Here is a 20,838-nt window from a genome sequence, read left to right as displayed (position 1 = left end):
GGGCCACCGTTCTTACTTGGGGTAGTCGATCTCGGCCTTGTAGGCGCCCTTGATCACGGGCTTGCCGCCCTCGATCTCGAGGAGGATCATCGGCAGGCGTGCCTGGTTGTGATCGTCGAAGGTGACCTCGCCGACCGCGCTATCATATTTGATGCCAGAGAGCGCGGCGCGGACTTTCTCTCGATCGACGCTCTTGGCCTGCTCGATCGCCTTGGCGAGGAGATGCACCGTCTCCCAATGCACGTAAGCGTGATTGTTGGGAGCTTCGCGATATTCGGCAGTGAATTTTTCGACGAAAGCCTTGCTCTTCGGAGAGTCGTACGCCGGAAGCCACGCTGCAGCCTCGATCGCGCCCTCCATCGCCTTCGGCGCCGCCTTGATGGTGCTCGCCGTATTGAACTCGGCGTTGCCGATCAGCGGGATCTTGCCTGCGATTCCGACTTCCATCATCTGGCGCCCGACGATGGGCGAGGAATCGGCATTGCCGTACATGATGATGGCCTGGGCGCCGGAGTCGCGGATCTTGGAGAGCACGCTGCGGAAATCCACCTCGCCCTCCTTGTAGTAGTCTTCCGTCAGGATCGCGCTCTTGAAGCGCGGCAGGTATTTCTTGGTGAACTGGATGGCGGCGCGGCCGTAATCGCTGTCGACCGAGAGCACGGCGTATTTGGTGAAGCCCTTCTTTTCGGCCGCGTACTGCAGCACGAGCAGTGCGCGGTTCTCGTCGGTCGGATAGTTGCGGAAGGACCATTTGAAGCCGCCGACGCCCGCCTTGTAGGTGATCATCGGATTCGACGAGGCCGCATTGAGTAGAAGCATGCCGGCGTCCTCGGCGACCGGCTGCATGGCCAGCGTGACCGAGCTCGAGACATCGCCGATGATGAAGTCGACCCGGTCCTGGTCGATCAGACGGCGGGTCGCAGAAACGCCCTCGACCGGCGTACCCTGACTGTCCCCGGGCATGACGTTGATCTTGCGTCCGCCGACGCCGCCGGCGTCGTTGATTTCCTTCGCGGCCATCTGGGCGCCGCGCATCGAAAACGCCCCATACCGGGCGTTCGGGCCGCTCATGGGCGCAACGAGACCAAGCCTCACTGTCCCGTCTTCACTTCGGGCCGCGAAGGCGGCGGAGGACATCGTCTGGAGCCCAACCAGAGCGGTTCCGATGCAAAATCCCCGTCGGCTCAACTCGATCGTCATTAGCCCGCTCCATTGCTGCCACAAAATGATGCGCCCGCGAACTGTGCCACTTCGGTGGTCTTGCCCTTGGAATTTTTTGCTGCGGCCGACGGTAAAAAATAGATTTACGTTTGATGACAGGGGAAGCACGACTGTCCTCTGCCGCCATAGCGAATTCTTATGGCGCCCTGAGGGGCGATGGAGGCGTTTGCCCGCCACCGGCGCGCGGAGCATCTGATCGACACCCGCATTGAACTTGCTGGCGCCCCGTTTGGAACTGTCATGGAACGACGAAGTCACGGCCCGTAGATCACCAGCTCCGAGTCGGACAGATCGGCAAGCCAGGGCAATGCGGACCCTTGAAGTACTTCCGGCCGATCGGCTCCCTGTAGATGCCGAGGAGGCCGGTCACGGGGCCATTGGCATCGAGAGCAATCGACATCCAGCCGCGTCGAACCAGGAAGCGCCCCATAGCGCCGGCGCAAACGACGTAGTCGGCCAGATCGGCGCAATAGATCAATTGCATCACCGGCAGCCTGATGCGACGGATCCGCATCGGCTGCAGCACGAACGGAAAGGCGCGGCCATCGCCAGCGCGACACAGCTGGAGAGATTGCAGCGGATGGAGGCACCACCGCCCTCGTTCCTTGCGGTGTGGATCAACAGCAGAGCGCCGACAGGTGCCTGGTCGTGCTCGAGCATATAGCCAAAGCGCGGGAAGCGGTCGGGCGTCTCGCGCTTGTTCCTATCTCACGGCAGCGGATCATTATCTAGACTCTCACTCGTTGTATCCGAGCCGCCTCATGGTCCCCTGGTTTGGCGAGCGCGCCAGGCGAGCGGATCGAGCGACAACCAACTTGCGTCCGTGGCGACGGGCCGGAATTCCGGCTGCAGCGAGAGCTGCTTCTCGCATCGAGTGTGCGCGTCGCTGCGTGACGATGTAGCGCAACCAGTTGCGGTATATGCGCTGGGCCGGAAGACGCCAGACGTTGCTCAGGTCCTTCGCCAGCTGATCGGCTGGAAAATCAGCGAAAAGCTCCGGGTTTCTGTCCGAAAGGGCCTTCTGTCGGAAAGCGATCAGCATCTTTTCCGCGCCCTCGTTCAGGTAGCCTCTCGGTATCGTCGGACAGACTTCGTTCTCTCCCCGGAGGAAACGCCCCATATCCCTCCGATATTCACCCAGCAGGCTCTGGGTTTCGTATTCCGGGTGGCCCTGGAAATGGACGAATAGGCTGTTCTTCTGCTGCTTGACGAAGCAGTCGACCCCGGCCTCCGCCGACCAAGTGAGAACTGAATATCCGCAGTCCGAGAGATCCTCCTCCTGCACCTCGTTCCAACGGGCGTGCGGTATCCCGAAGGTCCTCGGAACATCCTGCATCAAGGGATGATGTCTCGTCTTCGTTTGAGCGAAGACACCGAAGCATTTGCCAGGCAGCTTGTGGCGCACAACGCCGTCCCGGTGCAGGACGGCCCCATGGACAGCCAGGCAGGAAAATACCGACGACACGGTATTCTCGGTCGCCCAGTCGGCGATCTCGGTGAAGGTGCTCCAATATGGCTCTTCCGTGAGGCTGGCGGCCCTGGGTTCGGCGCCCGTGATGATCACGCCATCCAGGCTCCTGTTCAGCAGATCATCGATGCCACGGTAGTATCGACCCACGTAATCGCGTCCCCATTCCGAACGGGGCGTCGCCGCCATCGCATAAAAGTGCAGCCTGACGCACAGTCGTCCGGCAGCCGCATCGAGCAGATCGAACAGCTGCCGCTCGGTCGACATCAGGGCGGCATCCGACATGTTGTTGATGAGCCCGATGTCCAGACACTCTCCCCGGTTTCCTTGCGACGCCGTCGCACAGGCGCCGCGCGGCGCTCTGGAGAAGAGGTGGTGATCGTGTGAATCGATATCGATTAAGACAGTCATCCGAATGCCTTCACGTTTGACGAAACGCTCGCTGCGCAGAGCGCCTGATCGAGATCCGCGAGGATGTCGTCGATGTGCTCGATTCCGACGCTCAGCCTGATCATCTCGGGCCGCACGCCGGCTTTCTCCTGTTCCTCGACGGACATCTGCCGGTGCGTCGTCGACGCGGGGTGGCAGGCGAGCGTTTTCGCATCGCCAATGTTGACCAGCCGCTTGCAGAGCTTGAGCCTGTCGTAGAACCGCTTGCCCGCCTCGAAGCCTCCGGCGACGCCAAAGGTCAACAGCGAACACGCTCGACCGTCCAGATACTTCTGCGTCAGCGCAAAATAGGGGCTGTCGGGAAAGCCCGCATAATTCACCCACCCGACACGGCCGTCATCGCGCAAGAATCGCGCGACCTTGGCGCCATTCTCGACATGCCGCTCGATCCGGAGCGCGACGGTCTCGATGCCCTGAAGCAGCAGGAAGGCGTTCATCGGCGCCAGCACGGCGCCGGTGGTCCTTTGCGAAACGGCGCGGCAACGCGCAATGTAAGCAGCGGCGCCGTAGCGGTCGGTGAAGACCAGCCCGTGGTACGATTTCTCCGGCTCGTTCATCATCGGAAAGCGCCGGCGATGCTCGGTCCAGGGGAATCTGCCGCCGTCGATGATAATTCCACCGAGCGTCGTGCCATGCCCGCCCATGAATTTCGTCAGCGACTCCACAACGATGTCAGCGCCGTATTCGATCGGCCTGAGCAGCATCGGTGTCGGCACGGTGTTGTCGACGATCAGTGGGACACCGTGCCGGTGCGCGACCTCCGCCATTGCCTGGATGTCGCAGACGTTTCCGGCCGGATTTCCCACGCTCTCACAGAAAACCGCGCGTGTGTCGTCGTCGATCAGCCTTTCGACACTTTCCGGCCGGTCGTCTTCCGAAAAGCGGACATCAATGCCCTGCCGCGGCAGGATGTGCGCGAACAGCGTATGGGTGGTGCCGTAGAGCTGCGGAATCGAGACGATATTGGAGCCCATTTCCGCGATGTTGACCACCGCATAGTTCACCGCAGCCTGCCCACAGGCGACGCTGAGTGCCTCGATGCCTCCTTCAAGGGCGGCAACGCGCTTCTCCAGCACGGCGTTTGTTGGATTGCCGATCCGGGTATAACGGAAGCCGTCGACTTCGAGGTTGAAGAGCGCCGCTCCATGGTCGGCGCTGTCGAATGCATAGGAGGCCGTCTGGTAGATTGGCACGGCAACAGCCTTCGTTGCCGGATCATCTTCGAAGCCGCCATGAACGGCGACAGTCTCTCTTCTCATGGTCGCTGGCTCTTCGGCTCTCCTGCCCCGGGCTAGCTCCCGACTTCCCTGGCGCATCGGACCTCCTCGCTTGCTGAAGGTGCTCGGCCGTCGGTCGGCGCGAAGCCCAGCAGCTCGCGCACTGCGGTCGGCCACCAGTCGACGTCTTTGCCGTGGGTATGGAACATGGCGACGGCCAGACGATCCATTCCGAACGCCACGCAGGCCGTGTGGGCCGGCTTGGAGGCTGCATCGACGATGCCCCAGGTCGTGCCGAAATGATCCCGGTGGTAGTTGAAGCTCATGCAGGCGGTCGGTTGCTCCTCGGAGCGCAGCGGCACCAGCAGTTCGAACTTCAGCGAAAGCTGCTTCTGGCTTACCGCCATCATCTGGCCGACCCGGCCGAAGAACGGGTCGTTGGCATGGTCGACCCTGAAGGTCAGCCCGAGATCCCGAGCAAGATTCTGCGCACGTATGATCCAACGTTCCCGGAACGCCGAGACGTGATCCGCACTACCGATGCAGACGAATTCCCGCATTCGGAACGACTGCAGCCGGTCGAGATGGCGCGACGGTTCGCGGCGGAAACAGTCGGCGGCCACGTCGAAGGTCCAGCCGCCGGCCGGCACGGGCCCCCGGCTCGCCGCGATCGGATAGACCGGATAGCAGGCGGCCGGCGACAGAACGAGATCGGCGGGCGATAGCGACGTGGTCCAGTCGCCGCCGGCATCGAAGCGGCTGACCGCCGCGTCAATCTCACTTTCCATGCCGTGCAAGCCACAGACGCAGCCGAGCAGATTGGGAAAGCTCTTCAGGTAACCCGACCTCTCGAGCTGGGCGCGATTCATGACGGGTGGAAAACGCATCACCTCGGTGTTCGGGTCGCGATTCCGTGAGATCACCGCGGCAATCCGCTCCACGACGTCTTCGTAGAGCGCGGTACGGCCATAGACGCCGGGAGACCCCATCTCGTGGAACAGCGCATCGGCGAGATGGTCCAACGGATCGGCTGCAGGTTGAGTGGAGAGCGCCGGTGCTTCAACAATGGCGAACTTCATCAGGCCTTTCCTTTCAGAAGAAACTCAATCGCACAGAGAGTCTGGAACCGTGCTCATGAGCGTGGCGGGGCCAATATTGGCGAGGATGCGATCGTTGTTGATCATGATCGGAGCGGAAAGCACGTCCCGCAGGTGGCGGCCGATACTCACGTCGGTGTCGTTGCGGTAACCGGACAGGCCGCAGGTGCGCATCGCGTGCATGACGGTCGCAACCGCAAGCTCGGAGGCCTCCACCTTGAGGAGATTGATCGAGGACTGGAAGTCAACGGACGACAGCGCGCGCACGTCCTGCCCACGAGCTTCATAGAACTGCAGATTCGCCGCGATGACGGCCCGCAATTTCGTCAGGGTCATCCTGGCGGCGGTGAAGTGCGCCGCGGCAGGAGGCATATTGCCGCCCGACCCGCGAGCGGCCTTGCGGACGAACAGCTGTGCCCGATCCACCGCGGCTGCCGCGATTCCCGCCCAGACCGAGGACCAGCACAGATGAGCGACGGGCGTCATCGTCTGCGCATGGATCTTTTCGTATGCCACGGGGAATATCTGGTCTGAAGTCCCCCTGAAATTCAGCTTGAAGCCTGCGCTGCAGGTCCCGCGCATGCCGAGCGTCTCCCACCCCAGAGTGCGCTCCAGGGTATAGTCATCACGGGTGATGGCCAGCAGCACCTGATCAGATCCGGCAGCGGATTCGGAGCGACGAGCGACGGTGATGATGCCGTCCGCCTCCGCGCCGTAGGAAATCACCGTCGCGTCGCGCAGCAGCGAAATCTCGGTGCCCGCGCGTTCCACCGCGGCCGAGCTGAAGCGAATGTTTCCGCCGTTCTGCCCTTCCGTGGTCGATGATGCCAGCAGCAGCTGCTCGGCAGCCACGCGTCGCATGAGATTTTCGTGCCACGAACTGTCCGCGCCGTGGCGAACCAGGCACGCGACCTTGGTCTGATGCATCGCGAAGATCATTCCGACCGAGGCGCAGGCGCGGCCGAGCGCGTAGCACATATCCGCGACCTCGGAGATGGCTGCGCTTTCCCCGCCGAACTCGATCGGAATCTGAACTCCCAGAAGTCTTTCCTTCCGCGCCGCGTCGATCGCCTTCCGCGGGAAGCGCGCCTCGCGATCGACCGCTTCTGCCTCCGCCGCGGCGACCTCCACGACATTTGCCGTTCGCTGTTGGAACGAGGGGTAGTCGGGAGAGAAGGTAATTCGACCAGTTTCGGTGGCGCTGTTGCGGAACTGAACTTCCTGCACAGTCATGGGCCAGAGCCTCCCGCTTCGTGGTTGTCATGATTGAACGATGCAAGCCGGGTCGAGACGAATTCCGATCAAAAGCGACAAGTAGCCCACTTCCCTCACCGCGTCCTTGGCGCAGAAGTGGGTGTCAGGACTCTTCCGCTCCCGGGCGAGGTACCTCGGAAGCAGAGCTGTTGGCCGAAGGTACAGTTGGGTATCGTCGCCTCCATGTGATCACGCCTGGCCACGGCAGGAGACCGGCTGAAATGCACGACTTTGCCGTCAACGTTCAGAACCGCGTCCTATCGGTCGTCAGGAGCGTCCTCCAGCAGAACGCAATCATCGCCGAGGTCCACCCGGAGTCGCGACTCGTGGACATTGGGCTGAGCTCGATGGGCATGGTCGAGTTGATGCTCAAGGTCGAAGCCGAGTTCGATCTCATCCTTCCCCAACTCGAGATCACGCCCGAGAACTTCCAATCGGTGAAGGCGATGGAGCGGATGATCCTCAACCAGCTCGGATCCGGGTCGGGATGAAGCCAGTTGAACAAAGATTGCGCTTCGAGAACCAGGCAAGCCGCTTCGCCCGGGTGCGCGAGGATACCGATCCAGCCCGGCCGCATGATCAACTCGCAAACAAAGCCGTGATCGAGAGCGCGACCAGACGCGACGCTCCGCGGCGCTCCGCCGCCAAGACCTGGCTGCAAGCCATCGCACTGACCGCACGGCTCGAAGCCCAGCCGCATCGCTTGTTCGCCGACATCATCGAGGACTGGGCACAACGGCAGCCCGGGCGTGCCGCCTTGCTCTCGGATGGCCAATCCTTCACCTACGGCGAGCTCACCAACCGGATCAACCGCTATGCGCGTTGGGCACTGCACCTTGGCCTTCATGCCGGTCGCACCGTCTGCCTGCTGGCACCGAACCGCCCGGACTACCTCGCCTGCTGGCTCGGTATCAGCAGCGTCGGCGGAACGGTGGCGCTGATCAACACCAGGCTGGTCGGCCGGTCGCTCGCCCATTGTATCGACGTCGCTGATGCCGATCACCTCATCCTCGCTGCCGATTGCGTGGACGCCTTCGAGGGCGCGCGTCCCCACCTGCACCGCGTGCCGCAATGCTGGAGCCTTGGCACAGGCGATCGACGCAACGATCTGGATGCGGCGCTCTCCGCCTTCGAACCACGACCGCTGTCCTCCGACGAACGCGGCGACGTCACGATCGATGGGCGCGCGCTCCTCATTTACACCTCGGGCACCACCGGCTTGCCGAAGGCGGCGAACGTCAGTCATCGTCGCGTTCTCGCCTGGGGTGGGTGGTTTGCCGGACTGACGGACGCGTCCACCGACGATCGTCTCTACGATTGCCTGCCGCTCCATCACTCCGTGGGTGGCGTCGCGGCTCCCTGCAGCATGCTCTGCGCGGGCGGTTCTGTCGCGATTGCGGAGAAATTTTCCGCCGGCGGCTTCTGGCGCGACATCGAGCGTTTCGACTGTACCGTCTTCCAGTACATTGGCGAGCTCTGCCGGTATTTGCTGAAGGCGCCAGTATCTGAACAAGAGACGCGGCACCGGCTGCGGCTGGCTGTCGGGAACGGGTTGCGCCGCGACATCTGGGAGATGTTCGCCAACCGGTTCGCGATTCCGCAGATCCTCGAATTCTATGCTGCAACCGAAGGCAATTTTTCGCTGTTCAACGTGGACGGAAAGCCGGGCGCGATCGGCCGGATACCGCCGGTTCTGGCGCATCGCTTTCCGACCTCGCTCGTCAAGGTCGACGCCGACAGCGGCGGCCCGATCCGTAACGAGGCGGGGCTATGCATCGCGTGCGCCCCCGGCGAGACCGGCGAGGCCGTCGGACGTATCGGCGAGGCCAATTCCGACGGCCGCCCTTTCGAGGGCTACACGGATCCCGCCGAGACCAAGAAGAAGGTCTTGCGCGACGTATTCGAAAGGGGGGATGCCTGGTTCCGCAGTGGAGATCTGATGATGCGCGACGCGCAGGGCTACCTCCACTTCATCGACCGCGTCGGCGATACCTTTCGCTGGAAGGGCGAGAACGTCGCGACCAGCGAAGTGAACGATGCAATAGCCGACTGCCCCGGCGTTCTCGACGCTTCGACCTATGGAGTTGCGGTGTCCGGGGCCGACGGCCGCGTCGGCATGGCGGCCCTGATGGTGGACCAAAATTTCGACCTCGGAATGTTCAGCGAATACCTCTCGCATCGCTTGCCGCCTTACGCGATCCCGGCTTTCGTCAGGTTATGCCCCGCGCTGGATACGACCGACACTTTCAGGAAGAAGAAGCAGCGATTGATCTACGAGGGGTTCGATCCTTCGGTCGTGGGAGATCCGCTGTTCGTGCGCGATCCGGTGACCGGTCGCTATCGTTCGATCGACCGGGCCGTCTACGCGCGCATCGTCGAGGGCGAAATCAGGCTCTAACATTGGCTCCGAAGCCGAAATGTGAGGTGTGTACCATGTCGGTCAGAACGAAGATTTTCTCCGCGATGAAGCAGATCTCCGAAGAACAGCAAGTCACGCTTCCACCTCTTCAGGACGACCTGTCCCTGAACGAAACCGGCTTCGATTCGCTGGCCTTCGCTATCCTGGTTGCGCGGCTGGAGGACGAGCTCGGTATTGATCCCTTCACTATTGCCGAGGACGCAGCCTTCCCGTCTACCCTCGGTGAGTTTGTCAGAGCCTATGAGAATGTTCCCGCCTGACATCATCGCGCTGCGCCGCTACCTCGGCCAGGGAGCGAAGGACCGCACCATTTCCGACGCCCGGCACAGTGTATCGCTGACCGACATGGTCGAGCACAGCTGCCTCGCCGGCGAATGCAACGAGTTGTCCGGCCGCTCGGTGCTGCTTGCGACATCGAGACAGCTGTTCTCCGCGCTTGCAATGATCGAGCTCGACGGCGTCGCACGCCGCATGCTTCTATGCCCGCCCGATCTCGATTGGGAGCGCCTGCAGGCTCTGGTCGAACAGGCCGGGATCGACACCATCGTCACCGATCGACCGCTATCCGGATCGCGTGCGGGAAAATGCACTATTATCGGCATCGACCTGCCCGATCGGACGGACACGAGACCGACGGTGGACCACGCAACCGAATGGTTGATGCTGACATCGGGGACGTCGGGGTTGCCGAAAATCGTCCGACACACACTCGACGGGCTCGCCGGCGCGATAATCGCCGAGGGGCCTGCGCGTCACAGTGACGCCACCTGGGCAACGTTCTACGATATCCGCCGCTATGGCGGCCTGCAAATCCTCCTGCGCGCCGTGATCGGCGGTGGATCGATGGTGCTATCCGAGCCCGGGGAAACCATCGCGGCCCATGTGGAGCGGCTGCGCGCGGGCGGCGTCAGCCACATCTCCGGCACGCCGTCGCACTGGCGCAAGCTCCTGATGAGCGGCGCGGCCGCCAATTTTTCGCCGCGCTATATCCGCTTGTCCGGCGAAATCGCCGACCAGGCCGTGCTCGACAGCCTGGCCCAGGCATATCCGCACGCGTCGATCGGTCATGCCTATGCCTCAACCGAAGCCGGAGTTGGGTTTAGCGTCGACGACGGGCGCGAGGGGTTTCCTGCCCACCTGATCGGACGAAATCGGGACGGGGTAGAGATGAAGGTCGTCGAGGGCTCGTTGCGGATCCGCTCCAAGCGTACTGCGCGCGCCTATGTCGGCGCCGATGCGCCGCCGCTCGCCGACGCGGAGGGCTTCGTCGATACTGGCGATATCGTCGAGTTGCGCGGCGAACGATACCATTTCGTCGGCCGGCGAGGCGGCATTATCAACATCGGCGGGTTGAAGGTGCATCCGGAAGAGGTGGAGGCTGTGATCAACCGTCACGCCTGTGTTCGAATGTCGCGGGCGCGATCGCGCAAGAGCCCGATCACGGGCGCCATCGTGGTTGCCGACGTCATCCTCGCGGGCGGCACCGATGAGAAGCGCCACGAGGCCATCCGCGCAGAGATACTCAGCCAATGCAAGGACGGCCTGGCAGCATGGAAGGTACCCGCGGTGATCCGTTTCGTCGAGCGACTCGAGGTCACGGCAGCGGGAAAACTGGCGCGCACCGATGCGTAACATCCTCGTCACCGGCGGCAGCCGTGGTATCGGCTTGGCCATTGTGCGCAGGCTCGCGCCGGCTTCACCCGCTCTTCAACTCAGCCAGCCCCCGTCAGATGCCCAAGCATCGTGTTGCAGGCCTTCTCGGCCTCCGCAAGAGATACAAACGCCGAACCACCGATCTTGATCGCGCCGTTCCCCCCATAGAGCGGCCGCCATGACGCCACATAGCCTGCGCGTCCATGAAAACCGGCGCCAGCCGGGCTCTCATACGTGATAACGAACGAAAAGCCGTCGCCAGTCGCGCTCCAGATTTCCATATCGTCGACGGCACGGTGAAACTCGAGGGACATCTAGCTGCGCCCCATACTGGCCTTCATCTCAACCACAGAATTATCCGCCCTGCCGGAAAGGCCGAGACGGAGAACGGCCCTGACCACTGGGGGGGCAGGAAGGAAAGGCCAGGGCCGCCGCTCCGCAGTTGCCGAGTTCCAATCGGCATATTTCTGCGATGCTATCTCGAGCCGTTCGCTATAGCCCGCGACGACGCTTTACCTGACAGCGGACCACTTCGATCGACCCAGAGCCGCAGATGATGAATCAATACCCCTCTCTCTCCTTGCATTGACTGCCATTCCGGATGAACTGACGGTCCTGACGGATTACCCCATTCAGCTTGCGATGGCGCAGCGGCCGCCGATGTCGGGGCCTGTCGTGCGCGCGACGCAGACTTTGCCTTCGGGCGCGATCGCGAGATTCTTTCGAGTCGGACCAGCCCATCCGTGCTCATTGCAGTGGGAGGCGCGACCGGGATTGGCGGACCGCGACGATTCTCCTAGTGCTCTCCACCTGACGCACGATCATCTTGCGCGATAGCTATTGCCGCGAGCTCTGTTCGATTGCTGATTTCAAGTTTTTGAAAAATGTTGTGAAGGTGCACTTTGATGGTGCCGACGGAAACGCCCAGCCGCCGCCCGATTTCCTTATTCGACAATCCTTCGCATACCAGACGCATGATCTGACGCTCGCGGTCCGTCAGATATGTCACAATCTTGTCCGAATTCGCGCCCTGCTCCTGCGATGCGATCGAACCGGATGACATCATCGGCAGCAGACCTCGGCCATTGGCGATGTGCCGCAACGACTGCACCAGCGCTTCTGGCTCCGTATCCTTCAGGACGATGCTGCAGGCAAAGGGGGCATCCAAAAGCAATCCGCAATCTTCACTCGAGGCGAAAAACACCAAATGCGTCGAACGATTTTCTGAATTGACGGAGAGAACTATCAGCGCGGCGAGTTCGGGCATCGCGGGATCAACAATCGCGATGTCGGGCGCCAAGTTACGAATCGCCTGGATGCAGCTTGCAGTGTCGCTACAAGACGCAATGATGTTGAAGTCCGCCGCGGTACTGAGCACGTTACTCAGTCCCTGCAGGACGACCGGATGCCGGTCTGCAATGACTACGTTAGTACGTCGCATTGGGCGCTCCTCAGCCCGCGCCCCCCTAAACACATTAACGCCTGGAACGTGCTGCTATTTCCCCCAGCGCAGGACGGACCTTTCGAAATTTCTCTAATACGATCGATGCCTATGTCGCAGTGCAATATTGGATTGGATTGACGCGCTGCTCTGCTCGCTCCCCGACGCTCACGCGGCGACTTGCGATTCCGGTGTCCGCAACACCCTGAGACTACACTACGGCCAGAGCACCGCGAAATTCGGCTGCATACCGGCGTTCGCGTGGAGGTAGATTCGGCGACCAAAAGCCCGCCCCTCCTCCACTTTGAATAAACATGATCATCAAGTTCACGCAGAGACTGCGCCAAAAACAGTATTGCGAGTCGAACTGCGGCGCATGGACACCTATAGCAAAGGATATATATGGCTACCGTAAATTCGTGTTTAACATAATTTAAAGATTTAGCAACATGGAGGGATATAGCCTACGGACGTAGGCATTCGGAGTAACGAAAATTCACTAGCCCAAAGGTGTTCAGGCGGGGCGATGACCCTACTAGAAAGGCCCAATCGCCGATCGCGAGACTACATTGAGTTTGTTCCTGTTGTGTCAGTGCGTGGTTGGAGGATAAAATGAGGAGGCGTCAACTTTACGGCATGGCACTTCTCGGAAAGAACGTTTTAATCCGTGAAGGTATTGCCAGAATATTGCATACGGCACATTTTCGTATTGCCCTGTCTGCTTCGAGCCCTGAGGAGCTACCAAGTTCCCTTCAAGATGAGAAACTGATGTTTCTCATCATCCACACCGGCGATGATTTCGGCATCGAGATAGCGCAGATTGGATATTTGAAAGATCGCTATCCCGACGCACCCATTGCAATCGTGTCCGACAATTATCGGCCGGTCGAACTGGCTTCTGCATTTCGTGCAGGCGCCAACGGCTACTTCGTCAACATCATTTCGTGCGACGCTTTCATCAAGTCCGTTGAGCTCGTCACGATGGGCGAGACCGTCTACCCACCGGCATTTCTGGCGTTCGCTCTAGACGGCAATCACGAACGCGAAACGACAACACTCAGCGAAAACGGGCACGCGATCCTCGTCACGTCGGACGACGCGATCTCGCCGCAGCTTTCGCCACGCGAAAAGGCAATTCTATCCTGCCTTATCGAGGGCGATTCCAACAAATGCATTGCCCGAAAGATCGACATCGCCGAAGCTACCGTGAAGGTCCACGTCAAGGCGATCTTGCGCAAGATCCGGGTCCAGAACCGGACGCAAGCGGCGATCTGGGGAATGAACCACGGATCGCTGGTACGCGCGGCAAACGGTCGGGCGCTCACAACCGTCGATCTGGGCAGAGGGATCGCGAAACCTCTCCAGGTGGTTTCCGAGATGGAGCCGATCACCGAGCCGGCTCCATTGTCCCCCCAGTCTAGTCACGTAGCGGTGCCCCCTATCGACGACCTACTCCGCAAGGGCGTGGACCGGGGGACGCGCGCCGCGGCAAGGCTCTACAAGTAGACGCAGGGACAGACGACTGAGTCGCGCGCACGATCCCATCGTGGAGCAAAGCTGCGACAATTTCGTCGACTTCCTCGACGCCCAGGCCGCGGGTAGAATGTTCGATGCTGCTCTTGTGTGATTAGCACGCAAGATTGCGCAGACAGTCTCCTCTGGTTGACGGCGCGCAGTGCGCAGGCTGCGGGAGCCCAGTTTGTTTATCGCTCCCGCAGCGATTCCTGCTTGTACCTCGCCAGCCGCGAGAGAAGATAACTGACGCGGTCTTGATCTCGACCATTGCCGCCGAGCCCGGACCGGGCTTCGGCGAGCTTGTCCTCCATCTGCATGTGCGTGCGGTCGAGTGAAATACGCGCTGCATATTCCAGCTCAAGACATTCAGTTCACCGCTGCTTTGCGCCGCGCCCGACGCCCGGTCATTCGGCCGCCTTCTTCCGCAAGATTTTGCTTCAGCCCTGCGGGGCGCTCGCGCTCCTGTTCAGGAATTTTTGCAGCTAATTCAGACCGCGCCGCTTTCGCTCATATGATTCCGCTGGGAAGCTTTCTGGCTTGCTTTCGCCGCCAGCGCGGCCGATTTGCAGCTCGAACCTTCGGCAGTGCCGTCGCTCCATCGTAGTTACCTAATTATCGCCAATTCCCATCCACTGAGCGGCAAGGTACTGATACCCGGAGATGAGCGACTGGGTAGTAGAGGCCATGGGTCATGCGTTCTTCACCAAATTGCCGGCCTCTACACAGTTTCCGGCACATTTAGTCGACGGCGGCAGGGCGGCCCCACCAAGCGTCGGTAGGGGCCGGCTAATTGCCTCGTGCGACTTCATCTGCTGCATCTTCCGCCAACCGACGATCGCCCTATCGGCATATTCAGCTTGGTCATCGTCGCGAAGCCTCAACTATCAGCGCTGGTGCGAAAATGGTGCAGACCAATAGAACGGATAATTGGGTAAATCGGGACAGTATGCCGCCTGACTTTCGGCCGGCACCCACCATGTCCCTGGTAGAAGTGCTAGCCTTCATACGACGTCATCTCTCGATCATATCGCTGGCAACTTTGGCAGCGCTTGGTATTGCCACAATTTACCTCATTGCCGCGGCACCCACGTATACGGCGAAGGCGGAACTCGTGGTGGACTCGAGAGCGGTCGACCCTACCTCGGTGTCAACGATCGTGGAAAGCCAGATCAAGATCATAACGTCTGAGAGCATCGCTAACGCTGTGATCGAAAAGCTCGGCCTTGCTCAAGATCCGGAATTTGAGGCCAGCCAAGCCAGCCCCCTGCAAAGCATGACCAGATCGATATCCCGTCTGCTCGGCTGGAGTAAACCGGAAACGAAAGCCAATGCGGCGCGGTATATTGTGGAATCGTTCCAACGCAAGCTTTCAGCCAAGCGTCTCGGCGCTACGTATCTTGTCGAGATCACCTTCGACTCCAGAGATCCCGATCGAGCGGCGCAGATCCTAAACGCCGTCGCAGAAAAATATATTACCCGTCAAATGGACTATGCCGGCATACGAGATGATTCGTGGATCAAGGATCGATTGAACGAACTGAGCACTCAAGCATTAGCTGCCCAAAAAGCATTGGAGGATTTCAGTAGAAACGGGAAAGATACAGCGGATTCCGCTGCTACTATCGATAAACTGGCAGTCGCCGCTGAATCATCCAAAAGCGCCTACGATAACTTTCGCCACGTGCTGCGTAAGATGGAAGCCACGCGACAGCAATCCTTGCCGGTGTTTGAGGCGAGTCTCATCACTGGGGCGTCGCCTCCGTTGAGGGCCAGTTCGCCAAAAGCCAGAGTCGTGCTTGGAGCAGCGATTGTTGCGGGAGCGCTTCTTGGCATCGCTATCGGAATACTGCGCGAACTGTCCGCAATTCTCGCCATCGGGCGGGAACCTCGTCTAAGCGCACAAGACGACTGGATCGAGCGACCTATTCCGGACGTGCTCCGATCAGATCATCAATCTGAAATATCGGCAAAGACAAGGCCAGCGCGCCTTACGGGTGCGGGTTGAAGGATACCTAACAATCGGCGTGCCACCAGCGGTCAGTTTGTGCTGGACACGACGGCGCTTCGGATCGCGCCTACCGCTTGGCTGCGAGGAATACATCCAGAAGCTCACCGGATGAGCGCGTCGCACTCGCTGGATGAACTGCCGTTCGACTTCGGCCAAGGTGGCGCTTCTTCGCATTTTTGGATTGGGTCTAAGGGCAAGGCTGGGCTCTTCGCACAGGAGGCGACATTCTTTGCCTCAATTCGCCTTGCCCGGGCCGAGATCGACGACGCGATCTTCAGCCTTCAGCTGCCGCAGCTCGAGCGAGATCCGGGCGGCGTAGACGAGATTGTCCACCCCCTGCTGTCGCCTTTTCGGACGCGTTCTGGCCATGAGACCTGGGTTCGGCGACATCGCGGCCGTCGCGTCGAAGTGGTGTCGGGCGAGACGCTCAACACCTTGCCATGAAGCACCCCCTAGCGCGTGAAGTTGAAGGTATGGACCTTGATCTCGGCGTCCTGCCCAGGGTGGACGAAACCGACGTCGTTCGCAGCGTGGCTTCGATCTCAAGGTGGCTATCCTGTGGGACAATCGCGAGCACCTAGGCCGGCGTGACGACGTCCCCCACCGCATACACCGCAAGCTGCTGGACGACGCCGTCGACGGGGGCCACGAGACCCAGGAGCTTCGTTCGCCGTTCGGCCTTGATCTCGTCGTGGGCGACGCCGGGAAGTTCGCGAGCGGATCGCCGCCGTCGAAGAGCACTGCCTGCAAATTCGCGACGTCGAGCCGAGCGGCGATGAGGTCTGCCTTGACATGCCCCTGTCATGGTCGGATCGAGCTCGATCATGCTTTCTCCGGCTCGTACACCTAGCCACGGGCAGTGGCCGCTTCCAGTTGCGCGCAATGCAACTCGATGATGCTCCACTTCGTCTATCGCTCCCGCAGCGATTCCTGCTTGTACCTCGCCAGCGGCGAGAGAAGGTAGCTGATGATGGTGCGCGCACCGGTCTTGATCTCGACCGTCACTGCCATGCCCGGGCCGAGCTTGACGAGCTTATCCTCCACCTGCATTTGCGTGCGGTCGAGCGAAATTCGCGCCGCATACTCCAGCTCCTGGCCTTTCGGTTCACTGCTGCCTTGCGCCGTGCCCAACGCGCGGTCGTTCGATCCGCCCTGTGGCCTGTCGCGCGTGATGGCATCCGTCGACACGCTGAGTACGTCCCCATGCAGGAGCCCATAGCGCGTGAAGTTGAACGTATCGACCTTGATCTCCGCCTTCTGTCCGGGATGGACGAAGCCGATGTCCCGGTTGGATAGCATCGCCTCGATCTCGAGCTGGCTCTCACTTGGAACCACGATGGCGAGCGCCTGCGCCGGCGTTACCACGCCTCCCACCGTATGCACCGCGAGTTGTTGCACGACGCCGTCGACCGGCGCTGTCAACTGCTGGAGTTTCGTGCGACGCTCCGCCTTGACCACTTCCTGCGCAGCGCTCGCCGCCTTCTGCTCGGCTTTGGCAAGTGCGTCAAAGGTCGCGCGCCGATACTCCGCGGCGATCCTGTCCTTCGTTTCCTTCAGCAAGGCGATGGCTGCGTCGGCTTCGTTCAGCCGGCTCTGCTGGAGGACGAGATCCTGCTGAAGGCCGACCAGCTCCTGATACTCGGACAGATAGATCACCTTCGAAGCCAGGGCCTTGTCGACGAGCCCCTTGCGAATATCGACCCGCTCCTGGAGCACGGGGATCGTCGCCTGCAGCTTCGCCACGCTCGCTGACGTGGTTGCCCGCTCGGCTTCCTTTTGGACCTGCTGGCGCGCGATCTCGGCGAGCTTGGCGTTTTGCTCGGCACGCTGGCTGATCAGAAACTGACGGTGCATCTCGATCTCCGCGGCACTTGCGTTCTGCGGTGGCCGGAAAGTTGCCAGCGGATCCTCGGTGAGCGCTGCGCGTAGCCGCGCGACGTCGAGCTCTGCCGCGAGGAGATCGCTCCTCTGCCGCTCCTGATCGGCTTCCGTCATCGTCGGGTCGAGCTCGATCAGGACGTCGCCGGCCTTGACGGTCTGTCCGTCGCGGACGTGGATGGCGCGGACAACGCCCGTCTCGAATGGCTGGATCAGCTTGGTGCGTCCGCCCGGCACGATCTTGCCCGTCGCGGTCGCGACGATGTCGACGCTGCCGAACGATGCCCACGCCAGCGCAATGCAGAACACCGCGATGATGCTCACCCCGATTGCGCGCCCGACCGGCGACGGCGGCGTTTCGGTGATCTCGAGTGCGGCCGGCAGGAACGCGATTTCTTGTTCGCGGCGGCGAGGCTCGCGTCTCGGAAACGGAACGATATTTCGACTAGCGGACGTCATGGATACCGGCCTGCAGATAGTGGAGGTTTGCGTAACGCCCGTTAGAGCGGATCAGTTCGTCGTGGCTGCCGTCCTCGACGATGCGGCCGTGCTCGAGCGTGATGATCCGGTTGGCATTGCGTACGGTCGAGAGTCGGTGCGCGATCACGAACACGGTCCGCCCAGCGGAGATCCGTCTCATGTTCTGCTGGATGGCGCGCTCGCTTTCATAGTCGAGTGCGCTGGTCGCCTCATCGAGAATGAGGATGCGCGGGTCGGTGATGAGCGCGCGGGCGATCGCGACGCGCTGGCGTTGCCCGCCGGAGAGACTACTGCCACGTTCGCCGACGATGGTATCGTAGCCCTCCGGCAGTTCCAGGATGAAGTCGTGAGCGCCGGCGAGCGACGCCGCCTCGATGACGCGCTCCATGGGCATGGCCGGGTCGGCGAGCGCGATGTTCTCACGGATCGAGCGGTTGAAGAGCACGTTCTCCTGCAACACCACGCCGATCTGGCGTCGAAGCCAGGCCAGGTCGACCATCGCGAGGTCGACGCCGTCGACCAGCACGCGACCGCTCTCCGGTACATAGAGGCGCTGGATCAGCTTGGTAATCGTGCTCTTACCCGAGCCCGAAGAGCCCACGATGCCGATCACCTGCCCCGGCTCGACGTCGAAGGACACGTTGTGCAGCACTTCGGGGCCGTCGGCTCGGTAGCGGAAGGTCGCGTGCTCGAACGTGACCTTGCCGCGGATCGGTGGCAAGGCGGCGCGGGCCGGACTGAAGCTTGGCTCGGGAATGGTGTTGAGGATGTCGCCGAGACGATCGATCGACAGACGAGCCTGATGGAAGTCCTGCCACATCTGCGCGAGCCGAAGCACCGGCATGCTCACCCTACCCGCCAGCATATTGAACGCGACGAGCTCGCCAACGGATAGGTCTCCGCCGATCACGAACTTGGCGCCGAAGTAGAGCGTTGCGGCTGTGACCAGTTTGTTGATCATCTGGACCGCCTGGCTCGCGGTATTGTTCAGGCTGAGTACGCGGAAGCTCGCACCCACATAGCCGGCGAGCTGCTCCTCCCAGCGGCGCTGCATTTGCGGCTCGACCGCCATCGCTTTCAGGGTCTCGACGCCCGTGACGCTCTCGACCAGGAAGGCTTGGTTCTCCGAGCCACGATTGAACTTCTCGTCGAGGCGCCGGCGGAACAGCGGCGCGGCGCCGGCGGAAATACCGATGTAGAGCGGGAACGATGCCAGAACGATCAACGTCAGCGCTGTCGAATAGTAGAACATTACCGCAAGGAAGACGGCCGTGAACAACAGATCGACGACAAGCGTGAGCGCCGAGCTCGTCAGGAACTGACGGATGTTCTCCAGCTCTCGAACGCGTGCGACCGAATCGCCGACGCGGCGCGTCTGGAAATATGCGATCGGCAATGCCATCAGGTGACGAAACAGCCGCGCGCCGAGTTCGACGTCGATGCGGTTCGTCGTATGCGCGAACAGATAGACGCGCAGCGTGCCGAGAACGGTTTCGAACACGGTCAGCGCGACGAGGCCCGCAACGAGGACGTCGAGCGTGCTCAGGCTTCGATGCACGAGCACCTTGTCGATGACAACCTGGAAGAACAGCGGAGAGACAAGGGCGAAGACCTGGAGGAAGAACGACGCGGCCAGCACTTCCGCGAGCAAGCGCCGATACTTGTGGACCGCGCCAACGAACCAGCCGATATCAAAACGCCTGGACAGATCCGTCAGAGCCGCGCGCCGGGTCATCAGGATGATGTCACCGCTCCAGATGGCCTCGAGCTCGGCCTGAGTGATGGCTTCGGGGCGGGGAGACAATGGGCGCTGAACAAGAAGCTTGTCGTCGACGACCTTGCCCAGGATCAGAAAGCCGCCGTCGCGAAGCACGGCAATGGCCGGCAGCGGCGTGACCGCAAGCCTGCTCCAGCTCGATCTCTGGGACCGGGCCTTGAGCCCAAATTCCTTGGCACAGCGGAGGATTTCGGTCAGACCGATCCGCGCAGTGCCCATGCGATGCCGAATTTGCTCCGGATCGGCCGCAATGCCATGGCAACGCAGCAATATCGCGACCGCAAGGAGCCCTGACTCGTCGCCGCTCTCAAGACCTGCCTCCTGGACAGGCATATCGGATCGATCGGGCGCTCGCATGAAAACGCCCCGTGCGCGCGTCAAGAGATTGTCAGCGTGCATCACGGCATCGCGGGCGCGCCGCGCCAGATCCCGCCCCAGATGACTTATGCCAGCGAGTGAATGAAGCAACCGGTGCACGCGAGTCTGTGAGCCGGCCAGGATCAAACGGCCGTCCCAGACTTCTTCGAACTCGGCACGCGTCATCTTGTTCGGACGCGACGCAGTCGGGTGCAGCACAATTGCCGTCTCGTCATCAACCTTGCCGAGAAGCAGGAATCCGCCATCACGCAGCGAGGCGATTCCGGGCAGCGTAGTGCTCGCCAGTCGCTTCCAACGCGTCGTGCTCGAACGGACTTTGACCCCGAATTCATGGGCACAGCGAAGCATTGCGCTGATGCCGATATCGTTGCTCCCGCAACGGTCGCGGAGCTGGTCGGGCTCGGCGTTCACGCCATGAAGGCGCAGGAACAGAGCCAGGGCTCGAAGCCCGAGGTCTGCGGCATGGGCATTTCCATTCTGGATCGCCATTTTAACTCAACCCTTCGCGGCTACCGACCGCGTTCGATGTTCCTTCTCATGCATTCCAAGACATTGCGGGTGCCGCACCCAGGCGCTGAGCCT

Annotated in this window: 18 protein-coding genes; 7 read left to right on the top strand and 11 right to left on the bottom strand. The window is 61.4% G+C overall.

The genetic code is table 11. The features are described from left to right. Positions 1-12 precede the first annotated feature (12 nt). The 6 genes from JQ603_RS09235 to JQ603_RS09210 form a co-directional block, all read right to left on the bottom strand. A complete protein-coding gene (locus JQ603_RS09235) occupies positions 13-1,200 on the bottom strand; it encodes an ABC transporter substrate-binding protein (protein WP_212338504.1) in 1,188 nt (395 codons plus the stop codon). Between the two features lie 289 nt (positions 1,201-1,489). After that, positions 1,490-1,735 (bottom strand): hypothetical protein, encoded by a 246-nt coding sequence (locus JQ603_RS09230; protein WP_212338503.1) that lies wholly within the window; start codon positions 1,733-1,735, stop codon positions 1,490-1,492. A gap of 222 nt (positions 1,736-1,957) precedes the next feature. Then, positions 1,958-3,100: a homoserine O-succinyltransferase MetA gene (metA, locus tag JQ603_RS09225; RefSeq protein WP_212338502.1), complete on the bottom strand. Its 1,143-nt coding sequence runs from the start codon at positions 3,098-3,100 to the stop codon at positions 1,958-1,960. Beyond that, positions 3,097-4,398 carry an O-acetylhomoserine aminocarboxypropyltransferase/cysteine synthase family protein gene (locus JQ603_RS09220; RefSeq protein ID WP_212339957.1) on the bottom strand — a complete coding sequence of 434 codons (1,302 nt, stop codon included), beginning with the start codon at positions 4,396-4,398 and terminating at the stop codon, positions 3,097-3,099. Before JQ603_RS09220 ends, metA begins: the two co-directional genes overlap by 4 nt. Before the next feature lie 32 nt (positions 4,399-4,430). Then, positions 4,431-5,435, bottom strand: a complete 1,005-nt coding sequence (locus JQ603_RS09215; protein WP_212338501.1) for an amino acid--[acyl-carrier-protein] ligase — start codon at positions 5,433-5,435, stop codon at positions 4,431-4,433. Between the two features lie 24 nt (positions 5,436-5,459). After that, the gene (locus tag JQ603_RS09210) at positions 5,460-6,686 is read right to left on the bottom strand and encodes an acyl-CoA dehydrogenase family protein (protein ID WP_212338500.1); all 1,227 of its coding nucleotides are present in this window, start codon (positions 6,684-6,686) and stop codon (positions 5,460-5,462) included. A gap of 242 nt (positions 6,687-6,928) precedes the next feature. On the opposite strand from JQ603_RS09210, the gene JQ603_RS09205 reads away from it, so the two are divergent. From JQ603_RS09205 to JQ603_RS09190, 4 genes are read left to right on the top strand one after another with little or no spacing between them, the layout of a single operon-like run. Beyond that, the gene (locus JQ603_RS09205) at positions 6,929-7,198 is read left to right on the top strand and encodes a phosphopantetheine-binding protein (RefSeq protein ID WP_026311989.1); all 270 of its coding nucleotides are present in this window, start codon (positions 6,929-6,931) and stop codon (positions 7,196-7,198) included. Continuing rightward, on the top strand, positions 7,195-9,105 hold the full coding sequence (locus JQ603_RS09200; protein WP_245003525.1) for a long-chain-acyl-CoA synthetase: 1,911 nt from the start codon (positions 7,195-7,197) through the stop codon (positions 9,103-9,105). The genes JQ603_RS09205 and JQ603_RS09200 overlap by 4 nt, the downstream gene beginning before the upstream one ends. Before the next feature lie 35 nt (positions 9,106-9,140). Then, complete coding sequence (locus tag JQ603_RS09195; RefSeq protein WP_212338499.1) at positions 9,141-9,386, top strand: acyl carrier protein; 246 nt, start codon at positions 9,141-9,143, stop codon at positions 9,384-9,386. Next, positions 9,373-10,758: a class I adenylate-forming enzyme family protein gene (locus tag JQ603_RS09190; RefSeq protein WP_212338498.1), complete on the top strand. Its 1,386-nt coding sequence runs from the start codon at positions 9,373-9,375 to the stop codon at positions 10,756-10,758. The genes JQ603_RS09195 and JQ603_RS09190 overlap by 14 nt, the downstream gene beginning before the upstream one ends. Positions 10,759-10,838: 80 nt before the next feature. Here the strand turns inward: JQ603_RS09190 and JQ603_RS09185 are convergent, their stop codons facing one another. Together JQ603_RS09185 and JQ603_RS09180 are read right to left on the bottom strand one after the other, a co-directional pair. Continuing rightward, the gene (locus JQ603_RS09185; RefSeq protein WP_212338496.1) at positions 10,839-11,093 is read right to left on the bottom strand and encodes a hypothetical protein; all 255 of its coding nucleotides are present in this window, start codon (positions 11,091-11,093) and stop codon (positions 10,839-10,841) included. A 482-nt stretch (positions 11,094-11,575) separates the two neighbouring features. Beyond that, positions 11,576-12,220, bottom strand: a complete 645-nt coding sequence (locus JQ603_RS09180) for a response regulator transcription factor (RefSeq protein WP_212338495.1) — start codon at positions 12,218-12,220, stop codon at positions 11,576-11,578. Positions 12,221-12,988: 768 nt separating this feature from the next. Here JQ603_RS09180 and JQ603_RS09175 point away from each other — a divergent pair. The 3 genes from JQ603_RS09175 to JQ603_RS09165 all read left to right on the top strand — a co-directional run bounded on the left by JQ603_RS09175 (position 12,989) and on the right by JQ603_RS09165 (position 16,187). Next, complete coding sequence (locus tag JQ603_RS09175) at positions 12,989-13,726, top strand: LuxR C-terminal-related transcriptional regulator (protein WP_245003524.1); 738 nt, start codon at positions 12,989-12,991, stop codon at positions 13,724-13,726. A gap of 985 nt (positions 13,727-14,711) precedes the next feature. Further along, positions 14,712-15,740 (top strand): Wzz/FepE/Etk N-terminal domain-containing protein, encoded by a 1,029-nt coding sequence (locus JQ603_RS09170; RefSeq protein WP_212338491.1) that lies wholly within the window; start codon positions 14,712-14,714, stop codon positions 15,738-15,740. 111 nt (positions 15,741-15,851) lie between these two features. Continuing rightward, positions 15,852-16,187: a hypothetical protein gene (locus tag JQ603_RS09165; protein ID WP_212338489.1), complete on the top strand. Its 336-nt coding sequence runs from the start codon at positions 15,852-15,854 to the stop codon at positions 16,185-16,187. A 133-nt stretch (positions 16,188-16,320) separates the two neighbouring features. On the opposite strand, the gene JQ603_RS09160 is transcribed toward JQ603_RS09165, so the two are convergent. The 3 genes from JQ603_RS09160 to JQ603_RS09150 form a co-directional block, all read right to left on the bottom strand. Then, positions 16,321-16,569 carry a hypothetical protein gene (locus JQ603_RS09160; RefSeq protein ID WP_212338487.1) on the bottom strand — a complete coding sequence of 83 codons (249 nt, stop codon included), beginning with the start codon at positions 16,567-16,569 and terminating at the stop codon, positions 16,321-16,323. Between the two features lie 83 nt (positions 16,570-16,652). Continuing rightward, the gene (locus tag JQ603_RS09155) at positions 16,653-18,080 is read right to left on the bottom strand and encodes an HlyD family type I secretion periplasmic adaptor subunit (protein ID WP_212338486.1); all 1,428 of its coding nucleotides are present in this window, start codon (positions 18,078-18,080) and stop codon (positions 16,653-16,655) included. After that, a complete protein-coding gene (locus JQ603_RS09150; protein ID WP_212338485.1) occupies positions 18,067-20,745 on the bottom strand; it encodes a type I secretion system permease/ATPase in 2,679 nt (892 codons plus the stop codon). Before JQ603_RS09150 ends, JQ603_RS09155 begins: the two co-directional genes overlap by 14 nt. Between the last annotated feature and the right edge of the window lie 93 nt (positions 20,746-20,838).

It is taken from the genome of Bradyrhizobium liaoningense (assembly GCF_018130825.1).
GTDB lineage: Bacteria > Pseudomonadota > Alphaproteobacteria > Rhizobiales > Xanthobacteraceae > Bradyrhizobium > Bradyrhizobium liaoningense_B.
This window is presented reverse-complemented; position numbering and strand designations above follow the sequence as displayed.

What these genes read in the sequence shown, in the direction of transcription:
- JQ603_RS09235 (WP_212338504.1), bottom strand. Translation starts at nt 1,200, where the DNA reads ATGACGATCGAGTTGAGCCGACGGGGATTTTGCATCGGAACCGCTCTG.
- JQ603_RS09230 (WP_212338503.1), bottom strand. Translation starts at nt 1,735, where the DNA reads ATGCGGATCCGTCGCATCAGGCTGCCGGTGATGCAATTGATCTATTGC.
- metA (WP_212338502.1), bottom strand. Translation starts at nt 3,100, where the DNA reads ATGACTGTCTTAATCGATATCGATTCACACGATCACCACCTCTTCTCC.
- JQ603_RS09220 (WP_212339957.1), bottom strand. Translation starts at nt 4,398, where the DNA reads ATGAGAAGAGAGACTGTCGCCGTTCATGGCGGCTTCGAAGATGATCCG.
- JQ603_RS09215 (WP_212338501.1), bottom strand. Translation starts at nt 5,435, where the DNA reads ATGAAGTTCGCCATTGTTGAAGCACCGGCGCTCTCCACTCAACCTGCA.
- JQ603_RS09210 (WP_212338500.1), bottom strand. Translation starts at nt 6,686, where the DNA reads ATGACTGTGCAGGAAGTTCAGTTCCGCAACAGCGCCACCGAAACTGGT.
- JQ603_RS09205 (WP_026311989.1), top strand. Translation starts at nt 6,929, where the DNA reads ATGCACGACTTTGCCGTCAACGTTCAGAACCGCGTCCTATCGGTCGTC.
- JQ603_RS09200 (WP_245003525.1), top strand. Translation starts at nt 7,195, where the DNA reads ATGAAGCCAGTTGAACAAAGATTGCGCTTCGAGAACCAGGCAAGCCGC.
- JQ603_RS09195 (WP_212338499.1), top strand. Translation starts at nt 9,141, where the DNA reads ATGTCGGTCAGAACGAAGATTTTCTCCGCGATGAAGCAGATCTCCGAA.
- JQ603_RS09190 (WP_212338498.1), top strand. Translation starts at nt 9,373, where the DNA reads ATGTTCCCGCCTGACATCATCGCGCTGCGCCGCTACCTCGGCCAGGGA.
- JQ603_RS09185 (WP_212338496.1), bottom strand. Translation starts at nt 11,093, where the DNA reads ATGTCCCTCGAGTTTCACCGTGCCGTCGACGATATGGAAATCTGGAGC.
- JQ603_RS09180 (WP_212338495.1), bottom strand. Translation starts at nt 12,220, where the DNA reads ATGCGACGTACTAACGTAGTCATTGCAGACCGGCATCCGGTCGTCCTG.
- JQ603_RS09175 (WP_245003524.1), top strand. Translation starts at nt 12,989, where the DNA reads ATGTTTCTCATCATCCACACCGGCGATGATTTCGGCATCGAGATAGCG.
- JQ603_RS09170 (WP_212338491.1), top strand. Translation starts at nt 14,712, where the DNA reads ATGTCCCTGGTAGAAGTGCTAGCCTTCATACGACGTCATCTCTCGATC.
- JQ603_RS09165 (WP_212338489.1), top strand. Translation starts at nt 15,852, where the DNA reads ATGAGCGCGTCGCACTCGCTGGATGAACTGCCGTTCGACTTCGGCCAA.
- JQ603_RS09160 (WP_212338487.1), bottom strand. Translation starts at nt 16,569, where the DNA reads ATGATCGAGCTCGATCCGACCATGACAGGGGCATGTCAAGGCAGACCT.
- JQ603_RS09155 (WP_212338486.1), bottom strand. Translation starts at nt 18,080, where the DNA reads ATGACGTCCGCTAGTCGAAATATCGTTCCGTTTCCGAGACGCGAGCCT.
- JQ603_RS09150 (WP_212338485.1), bottom strand. Translation starts at nt 20,745, where the DNA reads ATGGCGATCCAGAATGGAAATGCCCATGCCGCAGACCTCGGGCTTCGA.